14 protein-coding genes are annotated in these 16,821 nt (G+C 73.1%); 7 read left to right on the forward strand and 7 right to left on the reverse strand.

From position 1 onward, the window contains the following. Nucleotides 1–43 precede the first annotated feature (43 nt). Together AB0389_RS11930 and AB0389_RS11935 are read right to left on the reverse strand one after the other, a co-directional pair. Nucleotides 44–1,144 carry an S-(hydroxymethyl)mycothiol dehydrogenase gene (locus AB0389_RS11930; RefSeq protein ID WP_366395211.1) on the reverse strand — a complete coding sequence of 367 codons (1,101 nt, stop codon included), beginning with the start codon at nucleotides 1,142–1,144 and terminating at the stop codon, nucleotides 44–46. A gap of 323 nt (nucleotides 1,145–1,467) precedes the next feature. Continuing rightward, nucleotides 1,468–2,331, reverse strand: a complete 864-nt coding sequence (locus AB0389_RS11935; protein WP_366395212.1) for an IclR family transcriptional regulator — start codon at nucleotides 2,329–2,331, stop codon at nucleotides 1,468–1,470. 167 nt (nucleotides 2,332–2,498) lie between these two features. Here AB0389_RS11935 and AB0389_RS11940 point away from each other — a divergent pair, with 167 nt between their 5' ends. Together AB0389_RS11940 and AB0389_RS11945 are read left to right on the forward strand one after the other, a co-directional pair. Then, entirely contained in the window at nucleotides 2,499–2,819 is a 321-nt protein-coding gene (locus AB0389_RS11940) for a bifunctional 3-phenylpropionate/cinnamic acid dioxygenase ferredoxin subunit (protein ID WP_366395278.1), read from the forward strand. A gap of 35 nt (nucleotides 2,820–2,854) precedes the next feature. Then, the gene (locus AB0389_RS11945; protein ID WP_366395279.1) at nucleotides 2,855–4,024 is read left to right on the forward strand and encodes an FAD-dependent oxidoreductase; all 1,170 of its coding nucleotides are present in this window, start codon (nucleotides 2,855–2,857) and stop codon (nucleotides 4,022–4,024) included. 72 nt (nucleotides 4,025–4,096) lie between these two features. Here the strand turns inward: AB0389_RS11945 and AB0389_RS11950 are convergent, their stop codons facing one another. The 3 genes from AB0389_RS11950 to AB0389_RS11960 form a co-directional block, all read right to left on the reverse strand. Next, nucleotides 4,097–5,974, reverse strand: a complete 1,878-nt coding sequence (locus AB0389_RS11950) for an ABC transporter ATP-binding protein (RefSeq protein WP_366395280.1) — start codon at nucleotides 5,972–5,974, stop codon at nucleotides 4,097–4,099. Nucleotides 5,975–6,090: 116 nt separating this feature from the next. Next, nucleotides 6,091–6,216, reverse strand: a complete 126-nt coding sequence (locus AB0389_RS11955) for a hypothetical protein (protein ID WP_366395213.1) — start codon at nucleotides 6,214–6,216, stop codon at nucleotides 6,091–6,093. A 257-nt stretch (nucleotides 6,217–6,473) separates the two neighbouring features. After that, nucleotides 6,474–7,427, reverse strand: a complete 954-nt coding sequence (locus AB0389_RS11960) for an aminoglycoside phosphotransferase family protein (protein ID WP_366395214.1) — start codon at nucleotides 7,425–7,427, stop codon at nucleotides 6,474–6,476. Between the two features lie 211 nt (nucleotides 7,428–7,638). Between AB0389_RS11960 and AB0389_RS11965 the strand changes: the two genes are divergently transcribed. Both AB0389_RS11965 and AB0389_RS11970 read left to right on the forward strand, forming a co-directional pair. Continuing rightward, nucleotides 7,639–11,760, forward strand: coding sequence for an AAA family ATPase (locus tag AB0389_RS11965; protein ID WP_366395215.1), 4,122 nt, complete (start codon nucleotides 7,639–7,641; stop codon nucleotides 11,758–11,760). Nucleotides 11,761–11,915: 155 nt separating this feature from the next. Further along, nucleotides 11,916–12,194 carry a hypothetical protein gene (locus AB0389_RS11970; RefSeq protein WP_366395216.1) on the forward strand — a complete coding sequence of 93 codons (279 nt, stop codon included), beginning with the start codon at nucleotides 11,916–11,918 and terminating at the stop codon, nucleotides 12,192–12,194. A gap of 104 nt (nucleotides 12,195–12,298) precedes the next feature. Here AB0389_RS11970 and AB0389_RS11975 read toward each other — a convergent pair whose 3' ends face one another. Further along, entirely contained in the window at nucleotides 12,299–13,453 is a 1,155-nt protein-coding gene (locus tag AB0389_RS11975) for an oxygenase MpaB family protein (protein WP_366395217.1), read from the reverse strand. A gap of 310 nt (nucleotides 13,454–13,763) precedes the next feature. Between AB0389_RS11975 and AB0389_RS11980 the strand changes: the two genes are divergently transcribed. The 3 genes from AB0389_RS11980 to AB0389_RS11990 all read left to right on the forward strand — a co-directional run bounded on the left by AB0389_RS11980 (nucleotide 13,764) and on the right by AB0389_RS11990 (nucleotide 15,622). Further along, the gene (locus AB0389_RS11980) at nucleotides 13,764–14,810 is read left to right on the forward strand and encodes an amidohydrolase family protein (RefSeq protein ID WP_366395218.1); all 1,047 of its coding nucleotides are present in this window, start codon (nucleotides 13,764–13,766) and stop codon (nucleotides 14,808–14,810) included. A gap of 114 nt (nucleotides 14,811–14,924) precedes the next feature. Continuing rightward, complete coding sequence (locus AB0389_RS11985; protein ID WP_366395219.1) at nucleotides 14,925–15,221, forward strand: hypothetical protein; 297 nt, start codon at nucleotides 14,925–14,927, stop codon at nucleotides 15,219–15,221. A gap of 53 nt (nucleotides 15,222–15,274) precedes the next feature. Further along, nucleotides 15,275–15,622, forward strand: coding sequence for a helix-turn-helix domain-containing protein (locus AB0389_RS11990; protein ID WP_366395281.1), 348 nt, complete (start codon nucleotides 15,275–15,277; stop codon nucleotides 15,620–15,622). 100 nt (nucleotides 15,623–15,722) lie between these two features. Here the strand turns inward: AB0389_RS11990 and AB0389_RS11995 are convergent, their stop codons facing one another. Further along, nucleotides 15,723–16,742 (reverse strand): LAETG motif-containing sortase-dependent surface protein, encoded by a 1,020-nt coding sequence (locus AB0389_RS11995; RefSeq protein WP_366395220.1) that lies wholly within the window; start codon nucleotides 16,740–16,742, stop codon nucleotides 15,723–15,725. Between the last annotated feature and the right edge of the window lie 79 nt (nucleotides 16,743–16,821).

Here is a 16,821-nt window from a genome sequence, read left to right on the forward strand (position 1 = left end):
ACCACTCCTCGTTCGGGCCGAAGGGGCGAGCGGGCGAGAGCGTTCAGACAGTGACTACGGAGCGCGGTTCGTCGCCGCTGCCGCCCGCGCGCATCCGGGCGAAGGCGTACTCCACCTCGTCCAGTGCGAGGGTCTCGGAGACGAAGGCGCCCAGATCGAACTTGCCGCGCAGATAGAGATCGACGAGCACCGGGAAGTCGCGGCTGGGCAGCGCGTCCCCGTACCAGGAGGACTTGAGAGCCCCGCCGCGCGAGAACACCTCCAGCAGCGGCAGGGTGACCGTGGCGTCCGGTTCCGGCACCCCGGCCAGCACCAGCACTCCCGAGAGATCCCGCATGGCGAAGCCCTGCCGGTACGTCTCCGGCCGGCCCACCGCGTCGATCACCACGTCCGCCCCGAACCCGCCGGTGAGCTCGCGGACGGCCAGGACCGGATCCGTACCGAGGGAGTTGACGGTGTGGGTGGCGCCGAAGCGCGGCGCGCCGTCGAGTCTGGTGTCGTCGGTGTCGACGGCGATGATCCGCCGCGCCCCGGCCAGCGAGGCCCCGGCGACGGCCGCGTTGCCCACTGCGCCGCAGCCGATCACGGCGACGGTGTCGCCGCCGCGCACCCCGGCGGTGTGCACGGCCGCGCCGTATCCCGTCATCACCCCGCAGCCGATCAGCCCGGCGGCCTCGGGCCGGGCCGCGGGGTCCACCCTCACCGCCTGTCCGGCGGCGACCAGGGTCAGTTCGGCGAAGCCGCCGATGCCGAGGGCGGCGGTGAGCGGGGTGCCGTCGAGCAGCGTCATGGACCGCTGGGCGCCCCGGCTGTCGAAGCAGTACCACGGACGGCCCCGGCGGCAGGAGCGGCAGCGACCGCAGGGCGCCCGCCAGGCCAGGACGACGGAGTCGCCGGGGACGAGATCGGTGACGCCCTCGCCGACGGACTCGACGGTGCCGGCGGCCTCGTGCCCGAGCAGATAGGGGAACCCGTCGCCACCGCCGATCGCGCCCTCCTGGTACCGCAGATCGGTGCGGCACACCCCGCAGGACTGGACGGAGACGAGCACCTCACCGGGGCCCGGGTCAGGGACCAGGATCGTCGTCACCTCGACGGGTGCGTCCTTCTTCATCGCGACAACCGCGCGGACCTCGTGTGACACGGCCTGACTCCTCCGCGGTAGCCCTGCGTAGCCCAGCACAGCACCCACACACCCACACGCCCTGTTGCGTATCGCACTATCGATTGCGTGATGAGAGACATCTTGGGAACGGGCCGTCGCAGCGTCAAGAGCGCCGAGTTAACCTCCGGTAAAAGGGCCTCCGGGCAAGCGAAACGGGCGGGCAAGCGAAACGGGCGGGCGAGCGAAACGGGCGGGCGCGCGGAGGGGTGGGTGCGCCGGGCACGCGGAGGGGGCGGGCCGGATCGCTCCGCCGCCGCCCCCTCCGCGTACCCGCCTCGTGCCGCGTGCCCGCCGCGCGTGCTTCAGAAGGCGTACCCCATGCGCCGGGAAAGCTCCGCCGCCGCGCCGAGCGTACGTTCCGCCAGGACGGGCAACTTCTCCTCGCCGAGCCGGTACGCCGGTCCCGAGACGCTGATCGTGCCGATCACCGACCCGTCGTGCGCCCGCACCGGCGCGGCCACCGCGTTCAGCCCGATCTCCAGCTCCTCGACCGTGCAGGCGTAGCCCCGCTCCACGGCCAGCTGCAACTGCGCGCGCAGCTCGCCGATATCCGTCACGGTCCGCTGCGTGAAGCGGGCCAGCTTCCGTGCCAGCACGTGCTCCTGGCCCGACGGCGGCAGATGGGCCAGCAGGATCTTGCCGCTGGACGTCGCGTGCAACGGTGTACGCCGGCCCAGCCAGTTGTGGGCGGTGACCGAGGCGGCGCCGCGCGCCTGCATGATGTTGACGGCCGCGTCGTCGTCCAGCACCGCGATATTGACGGTCTCGCCCACCTCGTCGGCGAGTTCCCGGCAGAGCGGCGCGCTCTCCTGCGAGATGTCGAGCCGTACCGCGGCGGCGCCCGCGAGGCGCAGCACCCCCGCGCCCAGGTAGTACTTGCCGCGCTCCTTCGCCTGCCCGACCAGTCCGCGGTTCTCCAGCACGCCGAGCAGCCGGAACGCGGTCGACTTGTGGACGCCGAGTTCATCGGCGATCCCGGTGACGCCCACCTCGCCGTGGCGGGCGAGGATCTCCAGCACACTCACCGCGCGGTCGACGGACTGCACCGCGCTCGCGGCCCCTCTGGGCTGCGCCTTTCCCTCGTCGTCCGCCGTGACGACGCCGTCCCTCCGCTGATTCCCGTGATTCCTGCCTGTTCTGTCGGCCTTCTCGGTTCTGTTGGTCATCGGGTCTTTCTCACCCACCTGGCGGCCTGATCCCGGCCGTCGTCGTCGGGGAGGTCTTGACGAGTCAGCCCCCCATTGCCGATTCTGTTGCGCATCACGCTCCCTGTTCGCGCGATGCGGAACACCGATATGGAACACAAGGATACCGATGAGTGAGAGGGGGGCCAGTGATCCCCGTCTGCCGCCTTGAGGACCTCCCCGAGGGCGAGGCCATGCGCATCGACACCACCCAGCCACCGATCGCCGTCTTCCACGCCGAGGGCGCGCTGTACGCCATCGACGACACCTGCACCCACCAGGACGCCTCCCTCGCGGAGGGCTGGCTGGAGGGCTGTCTGGTCGAATGCCCGCTCCACGCCGCTTCATTCGATCTCCGTACGGGGCAGCCGACCTGTCTGCCGGCGCGCCGTCCCGTACGTGTCCACCGCGTCACCGTCGACGACGGCGTCATCCATGTGCACCCGGCCGCCGAGGAGGACGCCGCGTGAGCCTCGCGAGCCCCGCCGGGGGTCGCGCCGCCGCGCTGTCGACGGTCACCGTGGTCGGCGCCTCGCTCGCCGGGCTGTACGCGGCGCGGGCGCTGCGCGGCCAGGGGTACGAGGGCCGGCTGGTGATCGTCGGCGACGAGCCCCACCGCCCGTACGACCGGCCGCCGTTGTCGAAGGACTTCCTCACCGGTGCCGCCGACCGGGCCGCGCTGGAGCTGTCCGACCCGGAGGAGGAGCGTGAACTCGACGCGACCTGGCTCCTCGGCGTACGGGCGACCGGCCTGGACCCGCGCGGACGCGCGGTGCGGCTCGCCGACGGCCGGGAGCTGCGCACGGACGCGGTGGTGATCGCCACCGGAGCGACTCCCCGGACCCTGGGCGGAGTCGACCTCGCCGGCGTCCATACCCTGCGCACCCTGGACGACGCCGAGGCGCTGCGCGCGGAGCTGTCCGGCGGCCCGGTACGGGTGGTGGTGATCGGCGCGGGCTTCATCGGCGCCGAAGTCGCCTCCTCCTGCCGCTCCTTGGGCCACGAGGTGACCGTCGTGGAGGCGGCGGCCGTACCCCTGGTCCCGCAACTCGGCCCGGACATGGCCGCGTTCTGCGCCGGACTGCACGCCGCGCACGGGGTGCCACTCCTCGCCGGTACGGGCGTGACCGCGCTGCGCGGAGCGGCCGGCCGGGTGCACGGGGTGGAGCTGACGGACGGCCGGGTGCTGCCCGCGGAGGTGGTCGTGGTCGGCGTCGGGGTCCGCCCCCGCACCGGCTGGCTGGCGGGCAGCGGGCTGCCGCTCGACGACGGCGTACGGTGCGACGCGGGCGGCGCGACCCCGCTGCCGACGGTGGTGGCCGTGGGCGATGTCGCCCGCCTCGACGGCCACCGCGCCGAGCACTGGACCAGCGCCACGGAACAGCCCGCCGTCGCGGTCCGCAACCTGCTGGCGGGCCGTACGGTCGCGGAGGTCACCGGGGTGCCGTACTTCTGGTCCGACCAGTACGGCGTACGGCTCCAGTTCGCCGGCCGCACCCGGCCGGGCGACACCGTCCGGATCGCCGACGGTGCGCTCGCGGACGGCCCCCTGGCCGCGGGCGACGGCTTCCTGGCGGTCTACGAACGCGCGGGCCACCCCGTCGCCGCCCTCGCCGCCAACCGGCCACGCCCCTTCACCCGGCTCCGCCGCGAGCTGGCCCGCGCGGCCCGCTGAACCCGAGGGGAGGGCCGGGGACCGGTCGGAGGAGCCCGGCCGCGGTGGCGGCTTCCCCGGGCGCCGGGTCGGCTATGCGTGTGTGCCGTGTTTCTCGCCGTCACTCGGGGCTGGAGCTGGATCGGAGGTGACCTGATAGGACAGCAGCTGCTGGAACAGGCCCTCCCGCCCGGCGAGTTCCTGGTAGGTGCCTTCCTGCACGATCCTTCCTTCGTCGAGGACAATGATCCGGTCGGCCACGGCGACGTTGGTGATGCGGTGGGTCACCAGCAGCACCACCCGGTCCCGTGCCAGGTCCCGCAGCCGCTGGAAGATCCGGTACTCCGCACGGGGATCGAGGTTGGCGGTCGGCTCGTCGAGCACCAGCAGCCCCGCTTCGCGGAAGAACGCGCGCCCGAGGGCGATGCGCTGCCACTGGCCGCCGCTCAGCTCCTCCCCGTTGAGCCACTCGCGGGCGAGAAGGGTGTCCAGACCGGCGCCGAGCCTGTCGACGACCTCGTCGGCGCCGGCGGCCTCGCACGCCTCGCGCACCGCCGCGTCGCCGCGCGGCGAGGGCTGTCCGAGGGTGATGTTCTCGCGCACCGTCAGAGGCCAGTGGGCGTAGTCCTGCGGCACCAGGGCCACTTGTCGCCACAGCGCCTGCGGGTCGGCGTCGGTGGTAGGGGTGCCGTCCCACAGCACCTGCCCTTCAGTGGGCAGGTACAGGCCGCTGACCAGCTTCGACAGCGTCGACTTCCCGGAGCCGTTGAAGCCGACCAGGGCGGTGACCTCGCCTCGGCGCAGGGTCAGCGAGACATCGGACAGCGCGTCCCGGTCCTTGCCGGCGTAGCGGTGGGAGACCGACCTGACCTCGATCCTCTCCGGCGGCCCGGGCCGCCGCCGGCCCCGGCGCATACGGAATCCGCCGGCCTTCTCCAGGAATCCGTTCCAGTCGTCCATGTACAGGCCCGTGCGCACGGCTCGCGCCCCGACAGCGACCAGCCCGCGGACCGACTGCCCTACCGTCTGCAGGGCGAAGACGGCCGTCCCGGCGTACCCGACGGTGATACGGCTGGTGGCCAGCAGCCACAGGACCGCCCCCCACACGACCGCCGACCCCACGCCTCCGCACACCGCGCCGACCAGGGACATCCGCGCCCCCTTGTCGGCCGCGGCCCGGTCCTCGCTGTTGATCCGGGCGACCGTCTGCCGGTACCGGCCGGAGAGGAAGCCGGCCATGGTGCCGGCCCGGATCTGGTCGGCGGCGGCCTTCGTGTAGATGTGCCAGCGCAGCACCGACAGCATCCGGTTGTCGCCGTTGCTGCGCAGGTTCGCCAGGTAGCGCACCCGGGCGGCGCCGACCTGGGACAGCGCCTGCGGCAGGCTGGCCGCCACCAGCAGGGGAAGGAGCACCCAGTGGACCCCGGCCAGTACGACGGCGCCGGCGAGGAAGGAGGCCGCCGAGGCGATCAGGTCCTGGCCCTCGTTGATCAGGTCTCCCGTGACCTGCGCCCCGCGGTCGGCGGCCTCGCGGTCGCGGTTGAAGTCGGGCTCGTCGTAGGCGCACAGCTCCACCTCGGCGCAGCCGGTGAGCAGCATCTGCTCGGCCTCGCGCGACATCAGCGGGCCCAGCCGGGAGGAGAGCCAGCTGACGGTGATTCCCAGGAGCGCCCGTACGCCGGACGCGCCGGCCAGCAGGGCGACGGACGGCCATGCCTGCAGGAGCCGTTGGTAGATGTCTCCGCCGGTCAGCAGCGCGGTCAGGGTGCCGCTGATCGCGACCAGGCCCAGGGCCTGCGTCGCGCCGGCGACCGCCTGGCACAGCAGGAGGCCGACGGTCGCCCGGGGGTCGACCCGCCAGGCGAGCGCCAGCGACCGCCGTACCAACTGCGGCAGACGCCGGGCCATGTCGCGCATCCGGATCGAGCGGCCGGCCGCCTCACGGCTGCCGGTCAGATCCACGTACCGCATTCGCGCCGCGGCGGTGTTCGCCTCCGCCTCCGCCGCCACGGCCGTGGCGGCGGGCGTCGGCGGGGCGGTGCGCGGCCCCGGGAAGCTGTCGGCTGACGCATCATCGGTGGGCTCGCTCATGCCGCCCGTCCCGTATCCGGACGTGCCGAGTCGATGGCGCTGCTGTCAACGCGCTGCGTGCGCGAGCTGAGCTGCTGTTCGATTCTGGGCGGCTGCTGCGCGGGAGCGGGGGTGGGATGCATGGCGTCCTCCATCTGGGCGGTGAAGTGGCACTGATGCTCTAAAAACGCGCCGGATCCGGTCCCGTCACGGCCCGATCGGGGGGTATTTGGTGAACGTGAGTTCTAATACGGCGGATTGGGCGTGCGCGCTCTGGTGGCCCGGTTTCAAACTCGTTCGATCAGGTTGTGTCACTCCTCCGGGGGTGTCGGCAGGGTGACAAACGCGCTCTCACGACCGTCGCTTCGAGGGCGGGAAGGGGCTCGGCGCAGGGCGGTGATCAGCCGCCGTACGTCTCCACGTCCACCAGGGCGGCCGTCAGTCGCGGGGCGACGTCCTGGCGGAGCCAGTCGTGGTGGCCGGGTGGGCAGCCGCGGGGCACCGCCTCCACCAGCATGATCAGATACAGATACGTCTGGTAGAGCGCGAGGCGCAGCGACTCGCTCTCCGAGAAGCCGTCGATGCCGTACCCCCGCAGCAGATCCGGATCGTCGTCCGGGTCGCCGAGGAGCTGGAGCGAGACGAAGTCGGCGATCGGATCGCCCCAGAACATCCGCTCGCCGTCGATCAGCGCGCCGATACGGGTGTCCGCGCCCGCGCCGGTGAGGAGGACGTTGCCCTCCCACAGATCGAAGTGGACGGGCACCGGCACCGTCACCTCGTCCAGGACCGGCGCCGCGGCGGCGGCCAGCGCGCGGATCCGGCCGGTCGGCACGGGCAGCCGCGCCGCGTAGCGATCGGCGTCCGACAGCACCGCCTCCAGCATCCCGCCGAACGCGGTCCGCCAGTCGGCGGCGGGACGGGACGGATAGCCGAACACCGTCCCGGTGATCCGGTGCACCCGCGCCACCAGGGCGCCCAGTTCGCGCCGCAGCCGGGGTTCGTCGGCCGGCGCGGGGCGGGCCTCGTGCCAGGGACGGCCCGGACACTCCGTCATCAGCAGCCACTCGCCACTCAACCGCACCACCTCGGGGACGGGGACCGTGGTGTGCCGGGCGACCAGCTCGTAGTACAGCGCCTCGGCGGCCGGCAGCCCCTGCTCGTAGGTCATCGCGGGGGCCGCGGCCGGCGGCGGACGCTTGATGACGAGGCGCGGGCCCTCCGGCGGCACGACGCGGTGCACGGCGTTGTACGTACCGCCGCCGACCGGCTCGATACGGACCGTACGGTCCGCCGGCAACCCGGCCTCCGCCAGCAGAGCACGTATCGCCGCGTCGTCGTTCCGGTCGCTCATCGCGCCTCCTCCGGCCGCGCGGTGGCCCGTCCGGGCCTTGCCGCCAGGACCCTACCGCCCGCGCGGATCCGTCCGTGCGTGCGTCTCGTCCGGGTGAGTTCCCGGCACCGGGAGCAACCGGCACGGGCCCGCCCCGGTTGCTCCGGGTACGCATGGCCTTGCTCCGACCGCGGGGCGGGGCCCGACCACCGCGTGATGAGGGGGGGCCACAGTGCCGAGAGGGGAACGCCCACTGGGCGAGGGGGAGGGCGCGCCGCTCCGGCTGGCGGCGGAGCTGCGGCGATTACGGCAGCGGGCGGGCAGCCCGACCTACCGCGAACTCGCCCGCATCTCCCACTACTCGGTCGCCGCGCTCTCCTCGGCCGCCGCCGGAGCCAAGCTGCCCAGCCTGGCGGTGACGGTCGCCTACGCGACGGCCTGCGGGGGCGATCGCGCCGAGTGGGAGCGGCGCTGGCACGCGCTGGCGGCGGAGCACGCGCGGGAGGAGGCGGCGCGCTCCCCAACGCGCACCCCGGCGCGCACCTCAGTACGGTCCCCAGCGCAATCCGCGGCGGAATCCCGGGCCGACTCCGCGCCGTACGCGGGACTGACGGAGTTCCGGGCCGAGGACGCGAGCAGGTTCTTCGGCCGCGAGCGGCTGATCGAGGAGATGACGGACCTGCTGGAGTCGAGGCGGTTCGTCACCGTGGTCGGGGCGTCGGGTGCGGGCAAGTCGTCGCTGCTGCGCGCGGGCGTCGTACCGGCCTGGCTACGGGGGACCCCCGACCGGCCGGCGGTGGTCCTCACCCCGGGGCCCTGCCCGCTGGAGGAGACCGCGACCCGGCTCGCGGGACCGGCCGGCACCTCGCCCGGCGCACTCGTCCGTGACCTGGCCGACTCGCCCCGCGCCCTGCACCGCGCCGTACGCCAGATCCTCGCGGAGCGGCCGGAAGGGACGGAACTGCTGCTGGTGGTCGACCAGTTCGAGGAGGTGTTCACCCTCTGCCACGATCCCGCCGAACGCGCCCGGTTCATCGACGCGCTGCTCACCGCCGCCACCGCGGAGAACAGCCGCTGCCGCGTCGTCGTCGGCGTACGCGCCGACTTCTACGCGCACTGTACGGACCACGCCGAGCTGGGCCGCGCGATGAGCAGGGCGCAGCTGCCGGTCGGCCCCATGACCACGGACGAGCTGCGCCGGGCCGTCGTCCGGCCCGCGGTGGGCGCCGGTCACCAGGTCGAAGGCGCGCTGGTCACCGAACTCGTCAGCCAGGCGAAGGGCCAGGCAGCGGTCCTCCCGCTGCTCTCCCACGCCCTCCTGGAAACCTGGCACCGCCGCCGCGGCACCACCCTGACACTGGCCGGCTACCAGGCCACCGGCGGCATCGACGGCGCCCTGGCCCACACGGCCGAAAGCCTGTACGGCGCGCTCTCGCCCGAGCGGCAACGCGCGGCCCGCGACCTGCTGCTGAGGCTGACCGCGCTGGGCGAGGGCACCGAGGACACGAAGCGCCGCATCACCCGCGCCGAACTCGACCTGTACCCGCACACCACGCCGCCGGGAAGCTCAACGTGTACGGTGCCGCCCCCACGGAGTGCCGGCCGCGCCACCGACACGGCCCACGTCCTCGAACGCTTCGCGCGGGCACGGCTGTTGACACTCGACCGCGACAGCGTCGAGATCACGCACGAGGCGCTGATCCGCTGCTGGCCCCGGCTGCGGAGCTGGCTGCTGGAGGACCGTGAGGGGCAGCGGATCCACCGCGCGCTCACCGAGGCGGCGCACGCGTGGGAGGCGGTGGGGCGCGATCCCGGCGCGCTCTACCGGGGTGTCAGGCTGGCCGGGGCCCGCCAGTGGGCGGCCGGGCACGGTGCCGGGCCGGGGGCCGGAGGCGTGCTGAGCGACCGGGAGCGCGCGTTCCTCGGCGCGAGCGTGGCCGCACACGAGGCCGCGGAACGGGCGGCCAGGCGCGGCACCCGCAGGCTGCGCCACCTCACGCTGCTGCTCGCCCTCCTCCTCGTCTGCACGGCGACCGCCACCGGACTCGCCGTCCACGCCCAGCGCCAGGCCACCGGGGAGCGCGACACGGCCGTCTCGCAGCGCATCGCGGAACAGGCCGCCGCCCTCCGGCCGACCGACCCCGCGGGCGCGCTCCAGCTCGGCCTGAGCGCGTACCGACTGCGCCCCACCGTCGCCGCGCGCGGCGCACTGCTCAGTTCGTTCGCCACGCCGTACGCGACCCGGCTCGTCGCCGCCGGCCGGGTCGACGCCGTAGCCCCGCGCCCCGGCGGGCGCGTGCTGGCCACCGCCGAACGCGGCCGTGCCGTACGGCTGTGGGACATCGCCGATCCGTACCGGCCGCGCCCGCTGGCCACGCTCGACGGGCGGCCGGGCACGGTCCGGTCGATGGCGTTCAGCCCCGACGGGCGGCTGCTCGCGGCGGCCGACGAGGACGGGCGCGCACGGGTGTGGGACGTCTCCGACCCGGCGCACACCGGGCCCCCGGCCGCACTCCGGGGCGCCGTTGTCGCGGTCGCGTTCGGCCGGGACAGCGGCACCCTCGCCACGGCGGGCGGCGACAGCGCCGTACGGCTGTGGCACACGGCGCGCCGGTGCCGGGCGGCCCCGGCGCTCACCCCGGCCGGGGTGCTGCCGGGCGACGGGGACCGGCTGGACTCACTCGTGTTCGGACGCGACGGCCGCACGCTCGCCGCCGGCGGCGAGCGGGGCGCCTGGCTGTGGGGCCTCGCCGATCCGGCCCCCGCGCAGGCCGATCCGGCCCCCGCGCGGCCGGCCCAGGACCGGCCGCCCTGCGACGCGGCGGTCCAGACGCCGCGTTCCGCTGTTGCACCGGCCGTCGGCCCCATCCGCGTCGGTACGCTTCCGGTCCGGGCCCTCGCGCTCTCCCCGGACGGCCGCACCCTCGCCACGGCCGGCCGCGACCACGCCGTACGCCTCTGGAACGTCACCGGATCCGCTGACGTCACCGAATCCGCTGACGTCACCCGATCTGCCGGCGCCACCGGATCAGGCGGCCCGGCGAGCCGCACTCCGCGCGCCGTCCTCACCGGGCACACCGACGCCGTCCGCGCCCTCGCCTTCAGCCGCGACGGCCGCACCCTCGCCAGCGGCGGTGTGGACGCGAGGATCCGACTCTGGGACCTCACCGCCCCGGCCGGGGCCCGCCTCCTGAACACGCTCGGCGGCCACACCGGAATCGTCGCCTCGCTCGCCTTCGGCGAGGACGGCCACACCCTCGTCAGCGCGGGCGACGCCGATCGTACGGCCCGGCTCTGGGACCTGCCGGGGCCGGTTCTCCTCGGCCACACCAGTTCGCTGTACGGCGTGACGTTCAGCCCCGACGGCCGTACGGTCGCCACCGCCAGCTACGACAGCACCGTACGGCTGTGGAACGTGCGCGACCCGTACCGGCCCGTGCCCCGCTCCGTCCTGGCCGGGCACACCGCCGCCGTCAACGAAGTGGTCTTCGCGCCCGACGGCCGCACCCTCGCGTCGGCCGGCCTCGACCGTACGGTGCGCCTCTGGGACATGCCGGGGCAGGGGACGCCACGCCCCCGGGCCCCGCTCACCGGCTTCCGCGACGCCGTCAACTCGGTCGCGTACCGCCCGGACGGCCGGGTCCTGGCGGGCGGCGGCGCGGACCGTACCGTACGGCTGTGGGACACCGCCGACCCGCTCCGCCCGAAGCAGCTCACCGTCTTCACGGCCCACGGAGACCAGGTGGAATCGGTGGCGTTCAGCCGCGACGGCCGGCTCCTCGCCACGGGCGGCGCGGACCGTACCGTACGGCTGTGGGACGTCACCGACCCGCGCCGACCGCGCGCGCGGGCCGTGCTGACCGCGCATCAGGACGTGGTCAAGGCCGTGGCGTTCAGCCCCCGGAACGGCCACATCCTGGCGACGGCGGGCGACGACCGCGCGCTGCGGCTGTGGGACGTCACCGACCCCCGAGCCCCCATCCAGCTCTCCGCGCCCGGTGGCTACACCGACGCGGTCAAGGCCCTCGCCTTCAGTCCGGACGGCCGGACACTGGCGACCGCGAGCGCGGACCGTCCCGTACGGCTGTGGGACCTGGCCGACCCCCGCCACCCCGTCGAACTGGCCGTCCTGACCGGGCATACGAAGCCCGTCGACGCGCTGGCCTTCGCCCCGGACGGCCGGACGCTGGCGACGGCCGGTGAGGACTGGACGGCGCTGCTCCGGGACCTCGACACGGAACGGGTCGCCGACCGGATCTGCCGGATGACGGGCGGCTCGGGCCTCTCGCGTGCCGAGGCGCGCCGCTTCCTGCCCGGACTGCCGTACCGGCCGCCGTGCGGCATCCCGCGCTGAACCGGCGGGAGTTCTGCCGTACCGCGTTGTTCAGCATCCGTCTGTTCACCGCGGCGCACCGATCGTGAACAACGCGGGGGCCGTATTCCTTGAGTCGGCGGCCGGCCAGGATCCGGCCGTCCGGCACCTGTGAACACGACAGTGGGAGAAGCCAGATGAAGTTCAGGAAGTCATTGACGGCCCTCGTCGCGGCAGCCGCCCTCGCGGCGCCGCTCGGCCTCGGGGCGTCCGAGGCGGTCGCCGGGACGGTCGCCGAGGCGGCGGCTGCGCCCGTGGCGTCCGCCGCCGCGGACAACCTCCCGGTCTACCGCGACTGGTACTGGACCTACGGGAACTGCGTGGGGGCCGGCCAGCAGGGTGTGGACCGCGGTCACTGGGACCGGTACCAGTGCGCCTCGGGCGACGTCTACTGGCACCTGTGGACCAACAGGTGACCGGAGCCGGGTAGCGGCCGGGGGCCCGCCGGCCCTCCCCGCCTGCTCTCCCCGGCCGCCCGGCGTGGTGCGAGCCACGCCGGGCGGCCGGGTGCGGTGGCCGGTCAGCGGTTGTCGGCCAGTTCCTGGTGCATCTGGGGCTGGTCGTCCTGGTCGTGCGTCAGGGCGTGGCGTTCGACGTCGTTGAACGCCTTCGAGGCGATGCCGAGGACTTCCTTGTACGGGTTGACGCCGACGACGTTCTTGGCGGCGCCGCCGAGGAGTCCGCCCGCGGCGCCGCTGAAGAGTCCGTGACCGGCGGCGAGGGGCTTGCCGGCCGCGTCGAGGACGCTGCGCTTGAGGCCGGCCATGTCGGCGTACTTGTCGGTGAGCGCGGTGCGGACCATGGCGACGTACGCGTCGTGGATGCCGGGCGGCAGGAACTTCTTGTAGAAGTTGATGGCCTGCTCGGTCATGAAGACGCCGTCGTCGGTCCTGGCCCACTCCCTGTCGCGTTCCTGGTTCCAGATCGCCTCGGTCTCGTCGGCGTTCTTCGGCAGCAGCCACTTCTCTGGGGTGCCGAGGTAGTGGCTGACGTAGTGCCAGGCCCCCACGAAGCCGCGGGCGTCGTCGCGGGAGACGTCCAGGCCCAGATTGCGCATCGCCTGGAGGATCTGGGTGCTGAAGACGCAGGCGGCGCCGGTGGTGTACTTCTGGGAGACGGGCTCCCCCCACTTCGCGTAGTCCCACACGCCGCTCTTCTTGTGCAGCTGCCGCACGGAGGCGTGGACCAGCCGGACCTTGGTGACGGTCGCGGCCAGGCTGCCGTCCCGCAGAGCGTTCTTGTCGCCCATGTCGAGGAACAGCCGCGAGGACTGCGAGAGCCGGCGCCCCGGCCCTTCGACCCCGCCGAGGCGGCCGGTGGAGCGCAGGGTGAACGCCCCGGTGGGGGAGAGATAGGTGCCGATCAGGCCGACGGTGCCCTGGAGCATGGACGCCTCACCGTGGTGGTGCGCGAAGAACCCCTCGGCCGCCTTGACATCGGCCTCGCTCCAGTCCGGCGGCGGGGCCGCGGCCTCCCGGAGGAACTGCGCCAGCCGCTCGGGAAGCTGCGACAGGTCCTGGCCGGGGCCCAGCTTGCCGATCGTCCGGAACAGGGCGTTGACCCCGTCGACCTCCTGATGGGCGATCATGTCGGACACGAGCGTATCGGCGACCGGATCCCCGACCGCGTTCGCGGCCTCCAGCTCCGTCCGGGCCGATGCCGTCGTCAATGCCACAGGAACACTCCCTCACTTCTCGCACCCCGGCCGCCGTCCGGCCGGACGGCTTGAGAACGCCTCGGGAACCCTGAAGGTGTGTCCTTACGGGGGCGGACCACTCGAAGGAGAACCAATCCCCCGGCCCCTTGACTCAGTCACGGACCGTTCACCTATCCGAGTGTTTTATGTCCGTCGGCAGCCCGGTTCCAGGGAACGCCGGATGCCGCGCCGCGAGAATCTCGGTCACCAACTCACCTGGTGTCGGCGGAGGTTTATCATCAATCGCACATTTCGGATCAGCAGGCGGTTCGCGGTCGCGGGGGCCGTGGTGACGGCGGTGGCCATCGGCGCGTCCCCGGCGGGGGCGGGGCCGGTTCTGGCTCTGGACGCGTGTTTCGACCGGGCGAAGGAGCCCTACACCTCGGTCGTCGACAGCCACCTCCACACGCGCCCGTTCGGCGGCAAGGCGATTCCCTTCGAGGAACTCACCGGCTATCTGCACAAGAGCGGTGTCCGCTACGCGAGCATGTACGGCATCGGCCAGACCCTGCCCGTGGACTCCGGGTGCACGTACTACCTGGACTGTCCCGGGGTCCCCGTGGTGCCGAGCATGAAGAACGACTTCGTCAACGCCGCGAACTACCTGGAGGAGAGGCCCGAGGACCCCGGACTCGCACTCTCCATGACCTTCATGGACCTGAACCACCCGGAGACCATTCCGAGCGGGATCGACCTCTACGACAAGGAGTTCCCCGGGGCGTTCCGGTGGGCGGGCGAGGTCAACCTCGTCAAGCAGGCGCTCTTCCCCAACCAGCACGAGCCCGCGACGCGCGAGAACATCAAGGACTGGGCGCCGTTCATGAAGGTGCTGCGCGACCGGGGCATTCCGATCACCATCCACTCGGACCTCGGGAGCGACGCCGAGCGGACGAAGTATCTCCCGCTGATGGAGGAGACACTCCGGCGCTACCCGAAGAACAAGATCGTATGGGCGCACATGGGGCTGTCGAAGGAACTCTCCACGATGGACCCCGACCAGCACATCGGGATCCTGGAGAGGCTCCTCGACCGCTACCCCCGGCTGACGCTGGACCTCAGCTGGCGGGTGCTGGAGGACCAGTACTTCAGCAGGCCGGGGGTACGGCAGAAGTACGCCGCGTTCCTCGACCGCTATCCGACCAGGGCCATTCCCGGCACCGACTTCGTGGCGGCCGCGAACAAGGACTACCAGGTCTACGCGGAGGAGCTGGAGGTCACCAGCCGTATCAACAAGGCGCTGGGCGACGAGGCGTTCCGGGACATCGCCCTCGGCCGGAACTACTTCAGGCTGCTCGGCATCGACCGGACGCCCCCGAAGGTGTGCAAGGTGCGGTGAGGTGAGGCGGGGCCGCCGCCGGGGAGTTCCGTTAAGGTCGTCTCCGAGCGATGCGCCCTCCCCGCCGCAGGGCCGGGAGAGCGTACAGGTCGGAGCCGACGCCATGGGGACACAGTGCGATTGAGAGTCGAGTTCACGACCGAACCCTTCGACCTCGACGAGGCGCCCGCGCACGCGGTGGTCGCCCGGGAGGTCATCCGGGGGGCCGAGCTGGACGCCGTCGATGTCGGGCCGTTCGGCAATACGGCGGAGGGCGGCGCGGACGCCGTACTGGCCGCCGTGGGCGCGATGCTGCGGGAGACACTGGCCGTCGGCGCCACCCGGATCTCGCTCCAGGTCAATGTGATCGAGGGGGGCGGGACGGCGGTCGCCGACGCCGACGGGGGCGCCGACGGGGGCGGTGCCCGGTGACCGTACCGCCGGAGCACCCCTTCGTCCTGGCCGTGAAGCCGCTCGTCGACGCCATGGGCGGCGAACTGCTGGCCCCGGCCGCCGCCGAGCCCGACGATGTCGTGCTGACCTGGGAGGGCGAGGAGCTGCTCGCCGTACGGCTGCCGCAGCTGTCGGAGTCCCTCGACCACATCCTGGCGGCCCTGGAGCGCCGGCACGGCAGGCCGCTCGCCGAACTGGACCGCCGGACCAAGCAGTCGGTCGTCCGGGGGCTGGAGGCGCGCGGCGCGTTCTCCGTACGGCACGGTGTCGAGACGGTGGCGAGCGCCCTGGGGGTCAGCCGCTTCACCGTCTACAACTACATCAACTACGCCAACGAGCAGCGCGCCAGGGCCCTGGACGGCGACACCACCACCGGCTGAAGCGGGCGCACCCACTCAGAAACAGAACACCTCGCGCGGCCGGCATCCTCGGAGGAGGGGCGCCGGCCGCGCGAGGCGGTTTCCGTCACGTGCGGCTGGATCAGCTGCTCGCGGCGGCCTTCTTGCGACGGGTCATGATCACGACCGCGCCACCGGCGGCCAGCAGCACGGCCGCGCCCGCGGCGAGCGGGACGACATTGCCGCCACCGGTCTCCGCCAGGTCTCCGCCGCCGGAACCGCCGGTGGACGCCTGGCTCGGCGTGTTGGGCGGCGTCGAGGACGCCTCGTCGGTCGGCTCGGACGCGGTCGGCGTGGGCTCCGAGGTGGCCGGCGTGGGCTCGCTCGCGGAGGGCTTCGGGCTCTCCGGAGCCGTCTCCTCCGGCGTGGTCGGCTCGGACGGCGTCTCGGTGGAGGGCGTCTCCTCGGCCGGCGGCGTCGACTCCTCCGACGGCGTCTCGGTGGAGGGCTCCGGCGCCGGGGGGATCTCCTGCGCGGTGCAGTCCTTGGTGCCGCCGTTCCAGGCGGCGATCAGCTTGTCCTTGATGACCGGACGGCTGGGCCCGATCGGCAGGTCGCCGTGCTCGAAGCCGTCGTTCGCGTCCTTGAGACCGTCGTACTTGACCTTGCCCCGGTAGAGGTCGACCTGCGCGTAGCAGGTGACATCGGGGAAGGCCACGTCGAGCGTGTCCTGACCGCCGTGCTTGATCTCGACGCTGTCGAAGTCGTGGAAGACCTGCTCACCGGAGGTGTTCCAGGTGGGGCCGTGCGTACGGTACGAGGCGAGCGACACCGTGCACTTCGCGGCGTCGGACGCGGTGCGGACCTTGACGTGGACCTTGCCGTCGTCGGCGGCCTTGAGGTTGATGTCGTCGACCTTGATCTGGGAGTACCAGTCACGGCCGTCCAGGGAGAACTCACACTTGTCGGCCGTGGAGACCGGGGTGACCGGCGTACCGGCACCCGTACCGGGCTTGTAGCCCCCGTGGTTGCCCTTGTCCCAGCCCTTGCCGCCGGGGCAGTCGCCCGCCCAGGCGGAGCCCGCCGCGGCGGTGGTGAAGGCCAGGGCGGCGGCGCCGATCCCGAGCAGACGCAACGCCGTGACACGTCTCGATATGGCCATGCGTTTCCCATCTTTTGCTGTGCCCGGTCCGTTCCGCGCCTCGTGGTGTCACAGAGGTCGCACAACACGACGCCGCCCG

It is taken from the genome of Streptomyces sp. NPDC093109 (genome assembly GCF_040701725.1).
Classification (GTDB): domain Bacteria; phylum Actinomycetota; class Actinomycetes; order Streptomycetales; family Streptomycetaceae; genus Streptomyces.